The organism is Actibacterium sp. D185-2, from assembly GCF_054954595.1.
In genome coordinates this window covers 47,946-63,866 of record NZ_JBPWNX010000011.1, presented here as the reverse complement: position 1 = coordinate 63,866, position 15,921 = coordinate 47,946, and the positions used below count along the sequence as shown (strand labels likewise).

Here is a 15,921-nt window from a genome sequence, read left to right as displayed (position 1 = left end):
GAAGGGCCGCGCCATTTGCGCGGCCTTTTTTACATGAGGTTGAGCATGAAACGCCTGTTTGTTGTTCTCGCCGCCGCGGCCTTAGCTGCGGGCTGCGAGCAAGCATCCACCCCGCAAACCGTGCCCGCAATCATGCCGAACGACCACAGTCTGATCGGCAATCGGGTCCTGGGCGACGCCACCACCCCCGGTCAGTTCGAAGTGATCGGCCGCCCTGGCAACGGGCCGACCCATTATTGGTGCTCTGCCGGCGATTACGTCATCAACAAGGTTCACCTGCTGCCCAACCAGCGGATCTATATTGTCAAACCGCGCGGTCCCAGCGCCACCCGGCCGGGCAGCACCAGCGTGGTTTTCACCGTGTTGCCCGACGCCGATGTCCTGGCGGCTGCCGAAGCGTTGCCCGCGGGCGATTACAGCCTGAGCATCTCGGCCGTCGGCGCGAATTTCCTGGCCGCACATGGGGAGTCGACCTGCCGCTCGATCACGCCATTCTTCTGGGATTTGCCGGAGTAGCACGCGGGGCATGCAGACCACATTCACCGTCCCGACCCACGGCCCGGGCCTTTACGAGTTCACCGATCAGGTGACGCGCTGGTGCGCGGGCCGGGGCGAGGGGCTGCTGACGCTGTTCGTGTGCCATACCTCCTGTTCCCTGCTGATCCAGGAAAATGCCGACCCCGAGGTGCGCAGCGATCTGCACAATTTCTTTCACCGTCTGGTGCCGCCTTCTACCGATCCGTCGATGGCCTATCTGACACACACCTATGAAGGGCCTGACGACATGCCGGCCCATATCAAGGCGGCGCTGCTGCCGGTTAGTTTGTCGGTCCCGGTGGCCGGTGGGCGGCCGGTTCTGGGCAACTGGCAGGGGATTTACCTGTTCGAGCATCGCAGCGCCCCGCACCAGCGCGAGGTCGCCGCGCACCTTTTGGGGGCTTAGCTCGGCACATAACGTTGCCTGAAGGAAAATGGGCGGCGGGCGGTCCTGCGTGTAACGCCCGGGCGAGAGCCGCGAAAACCTTGAACTATGACCACATCGGCGTATGCTGAATGCGAGATGTTAACTGTGTATTGGTATTCAGGGATTTCACGATGAGTTTTGGTAACATTGCTACCGCCGCTCTTTTCGGAATCAGTGCGATCTGCGCTGCATCCATTTCCGGCGCGGAAACGCTTACCTTTGACGACATCCTCGGCGGTGGCGATCCGCAGCTCAGCTATTCCGAAGACGGCTATGTGATGACGCCGCTTTCCGCACCGGGGGTGTTTCTGTCGGATGAGCCTTTCGTTCATCTGGACATCGCGCTTGGACCGAATGCCAGCAGTGTCGGCATTTCGCTGGAAACTGGCTCGGCCTTCGATGCGGTGCAGTTTGATACGGTTTCGCTGTCGGCCGGACTGTGGCTTGATGATCAGCCTTATTATTACGACGACGTCCGCGTTCGGGGCTATCAAGACGGCGTTCTGGTGGCCGAAGATTCGTTTTCCTCGGTGCTCGATCCGTCGCTCTATATCTTCGGAGCAGATTTCGCGGATATCACCTATCTGACGATCGAGGGTGTCCTGCCCGCCTATAACCCCGATCTGTTCGTGGGGGGCGATGTGCATTTCGGGTTCGACAACCTTGTATTGATCGCAGCGGTTCCGGTTCCGGCCGGGTTGCCGCTGATGGGCGGCGGGCTGTTGTTCCTGGTGGTGATGGGGCGGCGGCGTCGCTCGGTTGCGGGTTTGCCTGAAAAAGCGGCGCTCTGATTTCAGTATATCGTGGCGGAACAACGCCTCTACACAAAGCGTTGCGGCTTCCCTATAGTGGCTGTGGATATTTGCCCACATCACCAAAGGAGGGGCCATGCGCTGCCCGTTTTGCGGAAATATCGACACTCAGGTGAAGGATTCCCGGCCCGCCGAGGATCACGTTGCGATCCGGCGGCGGCGGTTCTGCCCGGCCTGCGGCGGGCGGTTCACCACCTATGAACGGGTGCAGTTGCGGGACCTCGTGGTGATCAAGTCCAATGGCCGGCGCGAAGATTTCGACCGCGACAAGCTGGAACGATCGGTGCGTATCTCGCTGCAAAAACGCCCGGTCGAGCCGGAACGGATGGATCAGATGATTTCCGGCATCGTACGGCGGCTGGAAAGCATGGGCGAAACCGACATCCCGTCGAAAACGATCGGCGAGATCGTGATGGAAAGCCTGGCCCGGATCGACACCGTGGCCTATGTGCGGTTTGCCAGCGTTTACAAGAACTTCCAGGAAGCAGGCGATTTCGACAAATTCGTCAGCGAACTGCGTCCGCCCCGCCAGCCGGAAGAGTGACCAGCCCCGCCGACGACCGGCGCTTTATGGCGCTTGCCCTGTCGCTGGGGCGACGCGGGATGGGCCGGTGCTGGCCCAACCCGGCGGTGGGCTGTGTGCTGGTCAAGGGGGCCCGGATCGTCGGGCGCGGCTGGACGCAGCCGGGCGGGCGGCCCCATGCCGAACCCGTGGCGCTGGCCCAGGCGGGCGATGCGGCGCGCGGCGCCACCGCCTATGTCAGCCTTGAACCCTGCGCCCATCACGGCCAGACCCCACCCTGCGCCGAGGCGTTGATCGCTGCCGGTGTGGTGCGGGTCGTCACCGCGCTGGAGGATCCCGATCCGCGTGTGGCGGGCGGTGGCCATGCGCTGTTGCGCGCCGCCGGGATCGCGGTTGAGACCGGCGTGCTGGCCGATGCGGCAGGGCGCGATCATCGCGGCTTTTTGCTGAACCGCACCGAAGGGCGCGCGGCGCTGACGCTCAAGCTTGCGTCGTCTTTCGACGGGCGGATCGCCACCGCGACCGGCGAAAGCCAGTGGATCACCGGCCCGGACGCGCGGCGGATGGTTCATGCGATGCGCGCGCGCCACGATGCGGTGATGGTGGGCGGCGGCACTGCGCGGACGGACGACCCGTCGCTGACGGTGCGCGACCTGGGTGTCGTGCAGCAGCCGGTGCGCGTTGTCTGTTCGCGCCGCTTGGATCTGCCGCTGACCGGGAAACTTGCGCGCAGCGCCGCCGAGGTGCCGCTGTGGCTGTGCCATGGCGAGGGCACCTCTGCTGATTTGGTGAACGCCTGGCAGGGGCTGGGCGCGCGGCTGTTGCCGGTGACGGTGGCGCGTGGTGGGCAGCTTGATCCGCTGTCGCTGTTGCAGGCGCTGGGGCAGGCCGGGCTGACGCGGGTGTTTTGCGAAGGCGGCGGCGCGCTGGCGGCCTCGCTGTTAAGCGCGGGCCTGGTGGACGAGCTGGTGGGCTTTACCGCCGGGGTGGCGCTGGGGGCCGAGGGATACCCGGCGATCGGCGCGATGGGGGTGGCCGCGCTGGCCGAGGCGTCACGGTTCGATCTGGTCGAGACCCGCGCCGTGGGCGGTGACGTGATGCACCGTTGGGAACGTGCCTAGCGCCACAAATGCGCGCGGCTGGCCAGTGCCCCTTGTAGTTTCGACAGGCTGCGGTTGAACGGGCCGGGGCGGGGCAGATCGCCGCTGTCCAGCCGGTCCACTGCGACCTCGACCGGGCAGGGACGGTCGGTTTTGGGGTCGAAATAGCGTGGATATCCGATCAGGGCGGCATGGACCAATCCGGCCAGCACGGGCCGTGCCTGCCGCCGCGCGGGCACCGGGCCCAGGTCGCGGGTCAGCCCCCAGCCCGCGTAAAACGGCGCGCCCAGGCAGGTGACCGGCACGCCGCGGATCAGCGCCTCGAACCCCAGAAGCGAGGTCAGGGTCCAGACCGCGTCCACCGCCTGGATCAGCGCCACCGGGTCGGCCCGGTCGGCCACCACATCGGCCAGGGTCAGCACCATGTCGCGGGGCAGCGCGCCGGGGCGCAGCCCGGCCTCGACATCCGGGTGCGGCTTGTAGATCAGCACCGCCTGGGGGTTTTCGGCGCGGGTGCGCTGCAGCAGATCCAGATTGGTGGCCTCGGCACCGCAACCTTTCAGGATCGAGGCGTCATCCTCGACCTGTCCGGGCACCAGAATGCGGTGGCCTTCGGGCAGGGCGGGCAGGGCGGGGCGGCCCAGATTGTATTTCGACAGGCCCGCCTGCACCAGCCGTGCGATCAGCGCCTCGGCGCGGGCCAGTTCGGCGGCGGGCAGGGTGGCCGAGGCCGCGATCAGCCGTTCCAGCCGGCTTTCGCGACCGGGGTCGTAATAGATGCCCAGATCGTCGGTCACCAGCGACAGCGGCGGCACCAGATCGGCCCCCAACCCGCGCGAGCGCAGGAACCCGTCCTCGACGCGCACGGTGCCGGGGGGCGCGTCGTCGCCCCTGCCGGCCCAGACCATCACCCGCCGGCCGCTGGTCTGCGCGATCCGTTGCGCCTGCGGCAGGTCGCGGGCGAAGCGGACGCGCCGGGTGGCGCCGAAAAACCGTTGCAACGGGCGACGTTTCCACAGCCGCATCCCGGCGGCGGTCCAGCCCGGATGATCCTCGCGCCAGGCGCGGGCCTCGGCCTCCAGCGTGGCGATGGCGTCTTCCAGCGGGCACAACCGGTCACGACAGGGGTCGTACCAGGTCGGCGCCAGGATCATTGCGCCGGCGAACAGTTGCGCCCGGGTCAGGCGGCGGGTGCGGCGCGGCACCGGGTTTTCATCCTGTGTCAGACCCCAGCCGCCATAAAAGGGCTGGCCGAACACGCGCGGCCTGTGCCCTGCCAGGATCGCCTCGAACCCCAGTTGCGACGATACCGTATAGACCGCCACCGCCCCCTCCAGCAGATGCCAGGGCGACACGGCGTCGGCGAAAAGGCTGATCCGCCCCTGCGCCTGATCCGGGTCGAAATGGCCCGCCCGGTGGCCGGCCACGGTTTCAGGGTGGGCCTTGATCAGGATGCGCGCACCGGGATGTTCGATTTGTGCAAAGGCCAGCATCTCGCGGAACGTGGCTTTCGTCGCGCCCGACGCAGTGACCGAGGCATCGCCGGCGGTTTGGTCGATCACCAGAACATAGCCGGGCTCAGGCACCGGGGCGGCGGGGTCGAATGCGTTGTATTTCGACAGATCGGCGGCACGCAGCCGGGCGATGGCGGCGCGGGCGCGGTTCAGAAGGGCGGTATCGTCCAGCATATGGCTGGCCAGGATCTGTTCCAGCCCGCTGGGGGTGGCGGGGTCGAAATGCACGCCCGCACGGTCCAGCATCAGGCCCAGCGGCGGCGTACCCGCGCGGCCCGGCTGAACCGAGCGCAAAAACGCATCCTCGATGCGCAGCAGCGACACATCGCGCCGTGCCGCCACGGCCTCGCCCCGATGGGCGGTGGGCGAGCGGCCCCAGACGCCCACCAGATCCTGCGCGCCGGGCAGGCCCAGCCGGATGTCATAGCCCGCCAGCGTCAGGATACGCCGTACCCGGCGTTGGGTCACGAAACCGCCGTTGTAGACGTAAAGCCGCCGGCGGGGATAGTCCCCACCGGCGGTATCGGGTGTCATGTCAGGCTGGCGCGAGGGCATCGCCCGCGCCGTCAGAACGAGCCGCTAGCGGCGGAATTCAGTGCTGTGGCCGAGCTGGCCGTGCCGGTGACGGCCCCCAGAACCTTGGTCCACTGGGCGAACGGCGCTTCGGTCACATAGACGGTATCATCGTCGCGGATCACGAAATCGCGGGCCTGGAACATTCCGGTGGGTTCGGTCAGGTCCAGCACATAGGCGAAGCGCTGATCGCCCTGCAGGTCGTCGCGGCCCAGCACGATGTTGGCGATTTCGGCCGGTTCGTTGCGGAACACGAACACGCCGGTGGGATCGGCCAGGCCGGTGTTCAGGCCGCCAACCTGTGCGATTGCCTCGATCGCGGACAGGGTCTGGCTTTGGAAATGCACGCGGTTCTGGCGGCCGGTCGCGCCAAGCGCGGTAAAGGCGCGGGTGTCTTCCTGCACCAGAATGCGGTCGCCGCCACGCAGGGCGATGTCCAGCTCGGGGTAGTCATACAGATCCTGGAACCAGACCTTGCCGCGCTGATCGCCTCGGATCACCGTGACCTGGGCCACCTCGGTCGGGATGACGACGCCGCCCGCAGCGGCCAGCATGGATGACAAGGTGCGCGTCGGCCGCTCTATCGGGAACACGCCCTGGGCGCCGACGCCCCCGACGACCGACACGGTCGCGCCGTCGCCGGCCAGACGGCGCACCACGACCTGCGGATCGGGGGTCTGCGCGTCCAGCTTTTCGGTAATGATCTGGCGCAGCCGCTCGGGTGTGTTTCCCGCGGCGCGGATACGGCCGGCATAGGGGATGAAGATATAGCCAGCGCCGTCCACCTGCACCTCGTCCAGCACGCTGGCATTGACGCCATTGCCCGACAGCAGCCCGTCATCGACGTTTTCATAGATCGTAAGGCCCAGCGTATCGCCCGGCCGGATCGTATCGGACCCGACCACGCCGGCGGATTTGAACGCGCTGGAGAAGCCCAGAGCGGGCACGATGGAGGTGGCCCGCGTGACCCGGTCATTGACGGTGATGATGAAGGCATCGCCCTCGTTCTGGACCGATCCCTTGTAGATTTCGCGCTTGTTCGGGCCGGACCGGGGCAGGCCACAGGCGGCGACAGAGGCCACAAGCGCAAACAGAATAAGCGCCCTGGCCCCACGGGATGCCTTGATTTTCACTGCTCGGGTTCCTCGTTGTTTTGAAACTGCCTGAGGTTTTTTTTGTAAACCTACAGAATCCCGGCGGAAAAATCCAGCGCCGCTTTGCCGCCGGGTCATTTCACGATCTGCAACTGTTGCCGTGGCGCCGCGCTGCCCAGACGCAGGGCGTCATAGGGGTCTTCGGGCGCCAGCATCAGATCGACCACCTGGCGCAGCAGCTGACGCCGCCCGCGCGCGGAATAGAAACCGCCCGGAATCTGCGAGGTTTCCAGCAGATAGCGCCGGTAATCGCGATAGGCGCGCCGGTCGGGGCGGTTGGGCTGGGCGAAAAACTCGGTCAGGGGCAGATCAGACACGAATTCTGGCTTGGCATAGACCGCATTCCCGAACACCTTCAGCGGAATGCCCCGCCACAGCACCTGCTGCGCGGCGGTGGAATTCACCGTCACCGCGGTGCGGGCATGATCCAGCAGCCCGGCCAGCTTGCCGCCGCGTACGTAATGGATGCGCTTTTCCACCCCGTGTTCACGCGCCAGCCGCCGGATTTCGCGGCGCAGCGGCGCCCGCCCGTCTTCCAGCGGATGCGCCTTGAACACCAGGTGGTGATGGCCCGGCGCGCCCCTGGCAAAACCATCGATGCACAGGGCCAGAAACTCGGCCATGGTCGAGAACGGGCTATGCGCCTGAAAGCTGGCGTCATGTTCCAATTGTAGAAGTGCAAGGTGATAGGGAAAACCGCCATGCTTGATGCGCTGGGTGGCTATGAACCGGTCGGCGGCCTGAAACGGCATCAGCAGCAGACGCCGCAGGTAAAGTTCGAATTCCTTTTGCACGGTCAGCGTGCGATGCGGGCGAAAATTGCGATAGGTCCGGTTCCGGACCATTACGAAGTAATGGTAAAGCGCGCCGTAAAAGATGTGCTGGCGCATGTCGCCCCAATGCGCGGGTGCGTCGTGCTGTTCGGGATCGGCGGCGTCAAGGGCGGTGCGCATTTCGTCCACGGTCAGGTCCATCAGCCGGGAATGGCCGTTGGCCCCGCCGCGTTCATAGGTGATCCAGTAGGGGCGCAGGTATCCCTCTTCGAACACATGCACGCACAGCCCGGCCTGTTGCGCGACCCTGACCGCCTGGGCGTGGATCGGGCGGGTGTCGCCATAGAGTACGATATCGGTGATGCGGTGTTCGCGCAGCAGGGCGGCACAGGCGTCGGGCCAGTCTTCGACCGTGCCGGTATAGGGGATATAGCTGTCACGATGCCGCCAGAACGCCTGATCGCCCCGGTTGAAGCCGACGCGCCGGACCTCGGCCCCGGCCGCGCGCAGCATTTTGGCCAGGCGGTGAAAGAACGGCCCGTGTGGCCCCTGAAGGAACAAAAAGCGCCGGTCCTGTCCCAGTGAATTGCCCATGCGGTTCTACGCGTGCCCTGCTCGTTACCCAAATGCGACCGATGCACCGTGGGATGTGCCTGCAATCGCCCTATCTGTCATCCATTTTCGTTAATTATCCCTCTAAAAGGGGCCGTTTTAGGGCTGTGGCGCGGCACCGGCTTGTCTTGCCCTTGGCGGTGGCAACGGCTAACTGAAAGATCAGACAGGAAAGGTACCGCATGTTTACTGGCATCATCACCGATATCGGCACCATTCGCGCCCTGACGCAAAAGGGCGACCTGACCGCGCGGATCGGCACCCATTACGCCCCCGACGGCATCGCCATCGGCGCCTCGATCGCCTGCGATGGCGTATGCCTGACCGTGACCGAGCGCGGTACCGACGACCGGGGCGCCTGGTTCGATGTGGATATTTCGGCCGAAACGGTTTCGAAAACCAATATCGGTCATAACGGCTGGAATGTCGGGCGGCGGCTGAACCTGGAACGGGCGCTGAAGCTGGGCGACGAGTTGGGCGGCCATATCGTGTCGGGCCATGTCGACGGTGTGGCCGAGGTGGTGGCCATGACCGACGAGGGCGACAGCACCCGCGTGACCTTCCGCGCGCCCGAGGCGCTGGCCAAGTTCATCGCCCCCAAGGGCTCGGTCGCGCTGAACGGCACCTCGCTGACGGTGAACGAGGTGGCGGGGGCCGAATTCGGCGTCAATTTCATTCCGCATACCAAGACGGCGACGACCTGGGGCGATGTGGCGGTGGGCGATCAGATCAACCTGGAGATCGACACCCTGGCGCGCTATGTGGCGCGGCTGACCGAATGGGGCGGCGCATGACCGGGATGGGCCACAATCAGGGCCCGACGATGGAGGGCGGCACCGCCTGGCGCAAGCATTGCTGGGGCAAGGCCCGGGCCGAACTGCTGCCCAAGCTGCCGCTTGAGGTGGTGCGCATTCGTGTGAAACGGGCACAGGAACTGGGGTTGGCGTACCGCACCTATGCCACCGTGCGCGCCACCACCGGGCACGATATCGTGGCGTTCCTGTTTTCGTCGAACGCGCTGCGGCTGCACCGTCCGGCCGACGCGCTGCCGCAGGGCCATGCCGACAAGCTGAAGGCGCAGTGCGATTGCGGACGGTTGCTGGCCGCGCACCGGCCGCTGGACCCGGCGCAGACGATCCGTAACATCGAGGCGGCGCACGGGCTGGCCTTTCTGGATGCGATCCCCGCGCCGCTGTTCACCGACAGCTGGTCGGCAATGCGCGACCGGATGGTGGCCGCACTGGGGGCGCGCAAGCTGCGCCCGTCCACGGTTCTGGTGATCGGCGAAACCGGGGCCGAGCGCGAATGGTCGGTCGCGGGCCGCATGGCGGGCTATCTGCCGGCGGGGCACTATTTCGGCTAACGCGCGCGGCGGGGGCTATTTCGCATTCGCGCACAAGATCTGTCGGCGCGCGCGCACTGGCCAAGGCGGCCCAGTTGCATTATCCCGGCGCGGAAACGGGAATCTGCCATGACTGATAAGAACGACAACGGGTACAGCGACGCGATCTCCTCGATCGAGGAGATCATCGAAGATGCGCGCAACGGGCGCATGTTCATCCTCGTCGATCACGAGGATCGCGAGAACGAGGGCGATCTGGTGATCCCCGCCCAGATGGCCACGCCAGAGGTGATCAACTTCATGGCGACGCATGGGCGCGGGCTGATCTGCCTGTCGCTGCCGGGCGAGCGGATCGACAAGCTGGGCCTGCCGCTGATGGCATCGCAGAATTCATCGCGGCACGAGACCGCCTTCACCGTCTCGATCGAGGCGCGCGAAGGCGTATCCACCGGCATTTCCGCCCATGACCGCGCCCGCACCGTCGCGGTGGCGATCGACAGTGCCAAGACGGGGGCCGACATCGCCACACCGGGCCATGTCTTTCCGCTGCGCGCCCGCGATGGCGGCGTGCTGGTGCGCGCCGGTCATACCGAGGCCGCGGTCGATGTGTCCCGTCTGGCCGGGCTGAACCCTTCGGGCGTGATCTGCGAGATCATGAACGAGGACGGCACCATGGCGCGGCTGCCCGATCTGGTGGCCTTCGCCCAGCGGCACAACCTGAAGATCGGCACGATTTCCGACCTGATCGCCTATCGCCGGCGCTATGACAATCTGGTCAACGAAAGCGCGGTGCGTTCCGTCACCTCGGAATTCGGAGGCGACTGGATGATGCGCATCTTCACCGACGAAACCCAGGGCGCCGAGCATATCGTGTTGACCCGGGGCGAGATCACCACGCCCGAGCCGGTTCTGGTGCGGATGCATGCGCTGGATCCGTTGCAGGACGTGCTGGGCATCGGTGGAGCCACGGGCGAGTTGGGCCGCGCGATGCGGATCATCGCCGAGGAAGGGCGCGGGGTGATCGTTCTGCTGCGCGACACCACGATGAAGTTGGTGACGGACGGGGCGGCCTCGCCCCAGACCTTGCGCCAATACGGGCTTGGCGCGCAGATCCTGGCGGCGCTGGGGCTGCACGACCTTATATTGCTGACGAATGCCCCGGCGCTGAAAGTGGTCGGGCTGGAAGGTTACGGCCTGTCCATCGCAGGCATTCGCAAGATTCCCCAGGAGGGCTGACACATGGCCGGAACCGAAACCCACTATACCCTGCCGCTGCCGGCATTCGACAAACCCGCCAAGGTGCTGATCGTGGTGGCGCCCTATTACAAGGACATCGCCGACAACCTGATCGCCGGGGCCCGCGCGGCGCTGGATCAGGCCGGCGCGGTCCATGAAACGATCGAGGTGCCCGGCGCGCTGGAAGTGCCCGGCGCTATCGCCCTGGCGCATCGGCTGTCCAATTTCGACGGCTTCGTGGCGTTGGGCTGCGTGATCCGGGGCGAGACGACGCATTATGAAACCGTCTGCAACGACAGCTCGCGCGGGCTGACGCTGTTGGGGTTGCAGGGCGCTTGTATCGGCAACGGCATCCTGACCGTGGAAAACCGCGATCAGGCCGTGGTGCGCGCCGATCCGGCGGCGCAGAACAAGGGCGGCGGCGCGGCTGCGGCGGCGTTGCACCTGATCGCGCTGTCGCGCAAATGGGGGGCCGAGCCCAAGGGCGTTGGGTTCCGTCCCATGGGCACATTCCAGATCGCAGGTGACAGCGAAGGACCGGCAAGCGCATGACCGCCACCGCCCCCAACAAACGCCAGATGAAATCCGCCGCCCGGCTTTATGCGGTGCAGGCGCTGTTTCAGATGGAGCAGTCCGGCCAGTCCGTCGATAGCGTGCGCGACGAATTCGAAACCCACCGGATCGGCGCCACCTATGAGGGCGACGAGATGGCCGAGGCCAATATCGTTCTGTTCCGCGACACGCTGGAAACGGCGGTGAACCATCAGGCGCGGATCGACCAGATGACCGACCGCGCGCTGGTGGCGAAATGGCCGATCGCGCGGATCGACCCGACGTTGCGCGCGTTGTTTCGCGCCGCGGGCGCCGAACTGGTCGAGGGTGCCGCGCCGCCCAAGGTGGTGATCACCGAATATGTGGATGTGGCCAAGGCGTTTTTCCCCGAAGGGCGCGAGCCGAAATTCGTCAACGCCGTGCTTGATCACATGGCGCACGAGGCCAAGCCGGAAGCGTTCTGAGCGGCGGCGCGCATCGCGTCCTGCCGGACGCTTTTGGCCATGAACGCCTGCGCAGGGCTTGAAGAGCGCCCGGTCAGGTCCAGATCGGCCCAGATCGGCAGGTGGTCCGACGCCCGCGCCGACAGCGCGGTTTCGGTCACGCCCGCGTCTTTCAGCGCAAGGCCCGCGCAAATCGCGATCCGGTCCAGCCCGGCCACCGGGCGCGAGGCGTGAAAGCTGCGCCCCGGCGAATGCACGGCAAAACCGCTTTCCAGCGGGGTCATGCCGGCGCTGGCCGACCATTCGTTGAAATCGCCCAGAATCACGGTCGGGCGCGGTTCCAGCGCCGCCAGCGCCGCGCGGATTGCGGTCAGCTGGTGCAGGCGGTGGCGGCGCAACAGGCCCAGATGGGTGGCCACGACGCGGATCGGCTGTCCGCCCCGGGTCAGATCGGCGATCACCGCGCCGCGCGGTTCCAGCGCGGGCAGGTCCAACTGGGCGACGGCGTCCACCGTGATGCCGGGCCGCACCAGCAGCGCATTGCCGTGCCAGCCCAGACTGACATCGTTGGCGGCCACCGCGACCGGCACCAGGTCGGTGCGCGCGTGGATGTGGTGCACGGGCAGGGCTGCGGGGCGCGGTCCCAGACGCTTGTCGACCTCCTGCAAGGCGACGATATCGGCCTCGACCCCGGCGATCACGTCCAGCGTGCGCTCGGGGGTGCGGCGCCAGTCAAGGCCCACGCATTTGCGGATATTATAGCTGGCCACCCGCAGCGGCCGCAAGGATGCGGTTATGTCTGACATGATCCCCATATGGGGGCGCGCGGTGCGCATTGAAAGCCCTTCCCATTGCCGCGCAGGGGCGGGCACCCTAAGCTGCCGCGCATGAAGTTGCGCCGTCAAACCATCGTGATCTATGCGATCTGGCTGATCCTTCTAGTCACCTTCGCCGGCGCGCTGGTGACGGCGCGCTGGTCGGTGGCCTTCGTCTCGGTCGCGACGGTGGGTTTGTCGCTGCTGCCCGAACTGGTGGTGCGCCGGTTCCAGGTTCGGCTGCCGGTCGGCTTTTACGCCATGACCACCCTGTTTCTGTTCGGCACCCTGTTTCTGGGCGAGGTGTTCGATTTTTATGAGCGCTACTGGTGGTGGGATATCTTGCTGCATGGCGGGGCGGCGATGGGCTTCGGGCTGGTCGGGGTGATCTTCGTGCTGCTGCTGTTCGAGGGGGACCGCTACGCCGCCCCGCCGATCGCCCTGGCACTGATCGCGTTTTCGGTGGCGATGACGATCGGCGCGGTGTGGGAGATTTTCGAATTCGCCATGGATCAGCTCTTTGGCCTGAACATGCAGAAATCCGGCCTGATCGACACGATGTGGGATCTGATCGTGAATGCGATCGGTGCCTCGGCGGGGGCGGCGGCGGGGTTTCTGTATCTCAAGGGGCGCGAGTGGGGCGGCATGACCCACCTGATCGGCGAGTTCGTGCGGCTCAACCGCCGCCTGTTTCGCAAGTTCCGCTGAACGGCCCGCCCTGCGACGAGTTAGCCGATTGGATATTCCCGGCCACGGCTTATATTTCCCTCAGTCGCAGCGCCAACCCCATGGGGGCTTTCATGCCAGAACTCGTCCGCCTTTATATCAAGCAGACTATCATCGGTTTTCTTCTGTCGGGCGTCTTCGTGGCGATGCTGCTGTGGGCCGACGTGGCCAACCTGTGGCATCTGGTGTCCGGGTCTTCGGCGGGCTGGCTGGCCGGGTTCATGCTGTTCATGTTCAACGGCATCGTGTTTTCCGGGGTGCAGTTCGGCATTGCGGTGATGCGGATGGCCGATCGCGCGAATGACGACACCACCGGTGGCAAGCGCCAGCGCGAGCCGGTGCTGAACCCCGCCCTGATCGCGGTGCCGGTGCGCGACGACCGCCCGGCGCGCGGCTAAGTTTGCCGACCGGATCGAACAGGCGCCCCCAAGGGGGCGCTTTTTGTTTGGGAGTGTGGCGGGACCACCAAACAGCCGTTGAGGCAGCTAATTCCCGAGGACCTGTATATACAGGTGGGCGCCGGGTAAGTGGACCAGGATCCAAACAGAGCCAGCTCCCTCGGATTTGCTTAAGGCCACCGGAATTTGACCTCGTTACGAGAAGGGCAGAACCCGCCACAGCACTATGTAGAGCGCGCGAGGGGGGGCTGCAAGGGTTGCGCGATGTTCATGTATTGTTCATAATGTGCCCATGCAAAACGACCTGCAACCCGGCCAGCGTCTGGCGCGCGGCGTGTGCCGCCATCTGCGCGGCTATGATTTCGTCTGCGTAGAAGAACTGGTGCCCGCGCCCGGCCTGCGCGTCGACGTGATGGCGCTGGGCCCCAAGGGCGAGATTTGGGTGGTCGAGTGCAAATCCAGCCGTGCCGATTTTCAGGCCGACAGCAAATGGCAAGGCTATCTGCCGTGGTGTGACCGGTTTTTCTGGGCGGTGGATGCGGCCTTTCCGGCCGAGTTGCTGCCGGACGAGACCGGGCTGATCGTGGCGGATGCGTTCGACGCCGAGATTCTGCGAATGCCCGACGCGGCAAAACTGGCGCCCGCGCGGCGCAAGGCGATGGTACAGAAATTCGCCCGCCACGCGGCGCTGCGGCTTCAGGCGTTGCGCGACCCGCGCGTCAGCCTTTCCGGGATCCCTTAGCCGCCATCGCCCGGGCATGTGCCGCGGCGGCGCGGATTTCCTCGGCGATTTCTTCGGCCTCGTCGGGTTCGAAATCCAGCGGCAGATCGACACCGGCGCCTTCGATATAGATCCGTACCATGCCCAGCGTTGTCGGGCCGATTTGCAGATTGGCGGCGATATCGCTTTCCTTGTCGATGCCCATATCCGGTCTCCTGATTGGTTGCGGGCGGGGTATCGTGTCGCGGCGGTTTAGGCAAGATGCGGCTTGACCGGCCGCGCAGGGCGGATGTTCATGGGGCCATGGACAGCGATGCGATCACATTCCGCGATCTGGCGATCGGCGATGCCGGCTGGCTGATTCAGCGTCACGCCGAACTTTACGCCGCGCATGACGGCTTTGACGCCACGTTCGAGCCGCTGGTGGCCGAGATTCTGGTCGATTACATGCGCAACCGCGACCCCGATTGCGAACGGGCCTGGATCGCCCACTGCGGCGACCAGCGGCTGGGTTCGATCTTTTGTGTGCGCGAGGGGACACCGGGCGTGGCCAAGCTGCGGCTGTTCTTGATCGAACCGGCGGCGCGCGGCCACGGGCTGGGCCACACGCTGTTGGGTCTGTGCATGGAATATGCGCGGGCGACGGGCTATCGCCGGTTGACGCTGTGGACCCATGAAAGCCACAAGGCGGCCTGCGCGCTTTATGCGGCACATGGGTTCCGGCGGGTGAAATCCGTGCCGGTGCGATCCTTCGGCCAGGATCTGGTCGAGCAAAGCTGGGAGATCGATCTTTAGCGGCTTTGAGCGTTTTCGCAGCCATCCCCCCCTTGCATTTACAAGTGCGTGGCGCTAAATCCACCGCCAGTGCCGCCTTAGCTCAGTTGGTTAGAGCGCTTGATTGTGGATCAAGAGGTCCCCCGTTCGAGCCGGGGAGGTGGTACCATCCTTCACGTTTTCTCACATTGCGGTCCGGATTGCGCGCGGCGCCCTTGTGTCGACGGGTGGTTTGCGCCGAAATCGCCCCGAACAGCGGGAGGCTGACATGCTGGATGCAGCACTGCGCCGGGCGATCGATCCGGGGCTGAATCGGATGGGGGCGGCGCTGGCGCGGGCCGGGATCGGCGCGGATGCGGTCACGCTGACGGGGCTGGCGCTTGGGCTGATGGCGGCCGGGCTGATCGCGCTGGGTGCGCCGGGCTGGGCGCTGCTGGCGATTGCGGGCAGCCGGCTGGCCGACGGGCTGGACGGGGCCATCGCGCGGGCCACGCAAAAGACCGATTTTGGCGGCTATCTGGATATCTTCAGCGATTTCGTTTTCTACGGCGCGGTGCCGATGGGCTTTGTCTGGGCCGATCCGGGCGGCAACGGCGCGGCGGGGGCGTTTCTGCTGGCCAGTTTCTATGCCAATGGCGCGTCGTTTCTGGGCTTTGCCATTCTGGCGGAAAAGCGGCGGATGCAGACATCGGCGCGCGGGGTGAAATCGCTGTATTTCACCGGCGGGCTGCTGGAGGGCACCGAAACGATCGCCTTCTTCGTGGCGCTGTGCCTGTGGCCAGGGTGGTTCGCGCCGCTGGCTTGGGCGTTCGGCACGCTGTGCTTTGTCACTGCCGGGGCACGGGTGATGCTGGCGCGTCGGGTGTTCCCGCCCGAGGACTGAAAATTC

At 65.8% G+C, this 15,921-nt stretch carries 20 protein-coding genes and 1 tRNA gene; 16 read left to right on the top strand and 5 right to left on the bottom strand.

Annotation, left to right across the window (positions count from 1 at the left end; genetic code table 11):
- Window positions 1-45 precede the first annotated feature (45 nt).
- From ACSR1C_RS15510 to ribD, 5 genes are all read left to right on the top strand, one after another.
- The gene (locus tag ACSR1C_RS15510; protein ID WP_460260289.1) at window positions 46-516 is read left to right on the top strand and encodes a hypothetical protein; all 471 of its coding nucleotides are present in this window, start codon (window positions 46-48) and stop codon (window positions 514-516) included.
- A gap of 10 nt (window positions 517-526) precedes the next feature.
- A complete protein-coding gene (locus ACSR1C_RS15505; protein WP_460260288.1) occupies window positions 527-943 on the top strand; it encodes a secondary thiamine-phosphate synthase enzyme YjbQ in 417 nt (138 codons plus the stop codon).
- A 152-nt stretch (window positions 944-1,095) separates the two neighbouring features.
- On the top strand, window positions 1,096-1,755 hold the full coding sequence (locus ACSR1C_RS15500) for a hypothetical protein (RefSeq protein WP_460260287.1): 660 nt from the start codon (window positions 1,096-1,098) through the stop codon (window positions 1,753-1,755).
- Between the two features lie 97 nt (window positions 1,756-1,852).
- Window positions 1,853-2,320, top strand: a complete 468-nt coding sequence (gene nrdR, locus ACSR1C_RS15495; RefSeq protein WP_460260286.1) for a transcriptional regulator NrdR — start codon at window positions 1,853-1,855, stop codon at window positions 2,318-2,320.
- Window positions 2,317-3,420, top strand: a complete 1,104-nt coding sequence (ribD, locus tag ACSR1C_RS15490) for a bifunctional diaminohydroxyphosphoribosylaminopyrimidine deaminase/5-amino-6-(5-phosphoribosylamino)uracil reductase RibD (RefSeq protein ID WP_460260285.1) — start codon at window positions 2,317-2,319, stop codon at window positions 3,418-3,420. The genes nrdR and ribD overlap by 4 nt, the downstream gene beginning before the upstream one ends.
- Here the strand turns inward: ribD and ACSR1C_RS15485 are convergent.
- From ACSR1C_RS15485 to ACSR1C_RS15475, 3 genes are all read right to left on the bottom strand, one after another.
- Entirely contained in the window at window positions 3,417-5,447 is a 2,031-nt protein-coding gene (locus tag ACSR1C_RS15485) for a capsular polysaccharide biosynthesis protein (protein WP_460260284.1), read from the bottom strand. The genes ribD and ACSR1C_RS15485 overlap by 4 nt on opposite strands.
- A gap of 32 nt (window positions 5,448-5,479) precedes the next feature.
- Window positions 5,480-6,619, bottom strand: a complete 1,140-nt coding sequence (locus tag ACSR1C_RS15480; RefSeq protein ID WP_460260283.1) for a polysaccharide biosynthesis/export family protein — start codon at window positions 6,617-6,619, stop codon at window positions 5,480-5,482.
- 95 nt (window positions 6,620-6,714) lie between these two features.
- Window positions 6,715-8,007 carry a capsule biosynthesis protein gene (locus ACSR1C_RS15475; RefSeq protein WP_460260282.1) on the bottom strand — a complete coding sequence of 431 codons (1,293 nt, stop codon included), beginning with the start codon at window positions 8,005-8,007 and terminating at the stop codon, window positions 6,715-6,717.
- A 200-nt stretch (window positions 8,008-8,207) separates the two neighbouring features.
- Between ACSR1C_RS15475 and ACSR1C_RS15470 the strand changes: the two genes are divergently transcribed.
- From ACSR1C_RS15470 to nusB, 5 genes are all read left to right on the top strand, one after another.
- On the top strand, window positions 8,208-8,819 hold the full coding sequence (locus ACSR1C_RS15470; RefSeq protein ID WP_460260281.1) for a riboflavin synthase: 612 nt from the start codon (window positions 8,208-8,210) through the stop codon (window positions 8,817-8,819).
- A complete protein-coding gene (locus ACSR1C_RS15465) occupies window positions 8,816-9,388 on the top strand; it encodes a hypothetical protein (protein ID WP_460260280.1) in 573 nt (190 codons plus the stop codon). Before ACSR1C_RS15470 ends, ACSR1C_RS15465 begins: the two co-directional genes overlap by 4 nt.
- A 108-nt stretch (window positions 9,389-9,496) precedes the next feature.
- Complete coding sequence (gene ribB, locus ACSR1C_RS15460) at window positions 9,497-10,603, top strand: 3,4-dihydroxy-2-butanone-4-phosphate synthase (RefSeq protein WP_460260279.1); 1,107 nt, start codon at window positions 9,497-9,499, stop codon at window positions 10,601-10,603.
- A 3-nt stretch (window positions 10,604-10,606) separates the two neighbouring features.
- On the top strand, window positions 10,607-11,155 hold the full coding sequence (locus tag ACSR1C_RS15455) for a 6,7-dimethyl-8-ribityllumazine synthase (protein WP_460260278.1): 549 nt from the start codon (window positions 10,607-10,609) through the stop codon (window positions 11,153-11,155).
- Window positions 11,152-11,619 (top strand): transcription antitermination factor NusB, encoded by a 468-nt coding sequence (gene nusB, locus ACSR1C_RS15450; protein WP_460260277.1) that lies wholly within the window; start codon window positions 11,152-11,154, stop codon window positions 11,617-11,619. Before ACSR1C_RS15455 ends, nusB begins: the two co-directional genes overlap by 4 nt.
- Here the strand turns inward: nusB and ACSR1C_RS15445 are convergent.
- Complete coding sequence (locus ACSR1C_RS15445) at window positions 11,583-12,434, bottom strand: endonuclease/exonuclease/phosphatase family protein (protein ID WP_460260276.1); 852 nt, start codon at window positions 12,432-12,434, stop codon at window positions 11,583-11,585. The genes nusB and ACSR1C_RS15445 overlap by 37 nt on opposite strands.
- A gap of 51 nt (window positions 12,435-12,485) precedes the next feature.
- Here ACSR1C_RS15445 and ACSR1C_RS15440 point away from each other — a divergent pair, with 51 nt between their 5' ends.
- The 3 genes from ACSR1C_RS15440 (at window position 12,486) to ACSR1C_RS15430 (ending at window position 14,279) form a co-directional block, all read left to right on the top strand.
- Window positions 12,486-13,121 (top strand): hypothetical protein, encoded by a 636-nt coding sequence (locus ACSR1C_RS15440; protein WP_460260275.1) that lies wholly within the window; start codon window positions 12,486-12,488, stop codon window positions 13,119-13,121.
- A gap of 92 nt (window positions 13,122-13,213) precedes the next feature.
- Window positions 13,214-13,537, top strand: a complete 324-nt coding sequence (locus ACSR1C_RS15435) for a hypothetical protein (protein ID WP_460260274.1) — start codon at window positions 13,214-13,216, stop codon at window positions 13,535-13,537.
- A gap of 292 nt (window positions 13,538-13,829) precedes the next feature.
- Complete coding sequence (locus ACSR1C_RS15430; RefSeq protein WP_460260273.1) at window positions 13,830-14,279, top strand: MmcB family DNA repair protein; 450 nt, start codon at window positions 13,830-13,832, stop codon at window positions 14,277-14,279.
- Here the strand turns inward: ACSR1C_RS15430 and ACSR1C_RS15425 are convergent.
- Entirely contained in the window at window positions 14,257-14,463 is a 207-nt protein-coding gene (locus tag ACSR1C_RS15425; protein ID WP_460260272.1) for a DUF6324 family protein, read from the bottom strand. The two genes, ACSR1C_RS15430 and ACSR1C_RS15425, sit on opposite strands and share 23 nt — an antisense overlap.
- Window positions 14,464-14,561: 98 nt before the next feature.
- Here ACSR1C_RS15425 and ACSR1C_RS15420 point away from each other — a divergent pair, with 98 nt between their 5' ends.
- The 3 genes from ACSR1C_RS15420 (at window position 14,562) to ACSR1C_RS15410 (ending at window position 15,915) form a co-directional block, all read left to right on the top strand.
- Window positions 14,562-15,053 (top strand): GNAT family N-acetyltransferase, encoded by a 492-nt coding sequence (locus ACSR1C_RS15420; RefSeq protein ID WP_460260271.1) that lies wholly within the window; start codon window positions 14,562-14,564, stop codon window positions 15,051-15,053.
- Between the two features lie 71 nt (window positions 15,054-15,124).
- Window positions 15,125-15,201 (top strand) — tRNA-His (locus ACSR1C_RS15415).
- Window positions 15,202-15,300: 99 nt separating this feature from the next.
- Entirely contained in the window at window positions 15,301-15,915 is a 615-nt protein-coding gene (locus tag ACSR1C_RS15410) for a CDP-alcohol phosphatidyltransferase family protein (protein ID WP_460260270.1), read from the top strand.
- The last annotated feature ends 6 nt before the right edge of the window (window positions 15,916-15,921 follow it).

Excerpts from the sequence above, each read along its gene's own strand:
- ACSR1C_RS15510 (WP_460260289.1), top strand. The coding sequence starts at position 46 with ATGAAACGCCTGTTTGTTGTTCTCGCCGCCGCGGCCTTAGCTGCGGGC.
- ACSR1C_RS15505 (WP_460260288.1), top strand. The coding sequence starts at position 527 with ATGCAGACCACATTCACCGTCCCGACCCACGGCCCGGGCCTTTACGAG.
- ACSR1C_RS15500 (WP_460260287.1), top strand. The coding sequence starts at position 1,096 with ATGAGTTTTGGTAACATTGCTACCGCCGCTCTTTTCGGAATCAGTGCG.
- nrdR (WP_460260286.1), top strand. The coding sequence starts at position 1,853 with ATGCGCTGCCCGTTTTGCGGAAATATCGACACTCAGGTGAAGGATTCC.
- ACSR1C_RS15485 (WP_460260284.1), bottom strand. The coding sequence starts at position 5,447 with ATGACACCCGATACCGCCGGTGGGGACTATCCCCGCCGGCGGCTTTAC.
- ACSR1C_RS15475 (WP_460260282.1), bottom strand. The coding sequence starts at position 8,007 with ATGGGCAATTCACTGGGACAGGACCGGCGCTTTTTGTTCCTTCAGGGG.
- ACSR1C_RS15470 (WP_460260281.1), top strand. The coding sequence starts at position 8,208 with ATGTTTACTGGCATCATCACCGATATCGGCACCATTCGCGCCCTGACG.
- ACSR1C_RS15465 (WP_460260280.1), top strand. The coding sequence starts at position 8,816 with ATGACCGGGATGGGCCACAATCAGGGCCCGACGATGGAGGGCGGCACC.
- ribB (WP_460260279.1), top strand. The coding sequence starts at position 9,497 with ATGACTGATAAGAACGACAACGGGTACAGCGACGCGATCTCCTCGATC.
- ACSR1C_RS15455 (WP_460260278.1), top strand. The coding sequence starts at position 10,607 with ATGGCCGGAACCGAAACCCACTATACCCTGCCGCTGCCGGCATTCGAC.
- nusB (WP_460260277.1), top strand. The coding sequence starts at position 11,152 with ATGACCGCCACCGCCCCCAACAAACGCCAGATGAAATCCGCCGCCCGG.
- ACSR1C_RS15445 (WP_460260276.1), bottom strand. The coding sequence starts at position 12,434 with ATGCGCACCGCGCGCCCCCATATGGGGATCATGTCAGACATAACCGCA.
- ACSR1C_RS15440 (WP_460260275.1), top strand. The coding sequence starts at position 12,486 with ATGAAGTTGCGCCGTCAAACCATCGTGATCTATGCGATCTGGCTGATC.
- ACSR1C_RS15435 (WP_460260274.1), top strand. The coding sequence starts at position 13,214 with ATGCCAGAACTCGTCCGCCTTTATATCAAGCAGACTATCATCGGTTTT.
- ACSR1C_RS15430 (WP_460260273.1), top strand. The coding sequence starts at position 13,830 with ATGCAAAACGACCTGCAACCCGGCCAGCGTCTGGCGCGCGGCGTGTGC.
- ACSR1C_RS15425 (WP_460260272.1), bottom strand. The coding sequence starts at position 14,463 with ATGGGCATCGACAAGGAAAGCGATATCGCCGCCAATCTGCAAATCGGC.
- ACSR1C_RS15420 (WP_460260271.1), top strand. The coding sequence starts at position 14,562 with ATGGACAGCGATGCGATCACATTCCGCGATCTGGCGATCGGCGATGCC.
- ACSR1C_RS15410 (WP_460260270.1), top strand. The coding sequence starts at position 15,301 with ATGCTGGATGCAGCACTGCGCCGGGCGATCGATCCGGGGCTGAATCGG.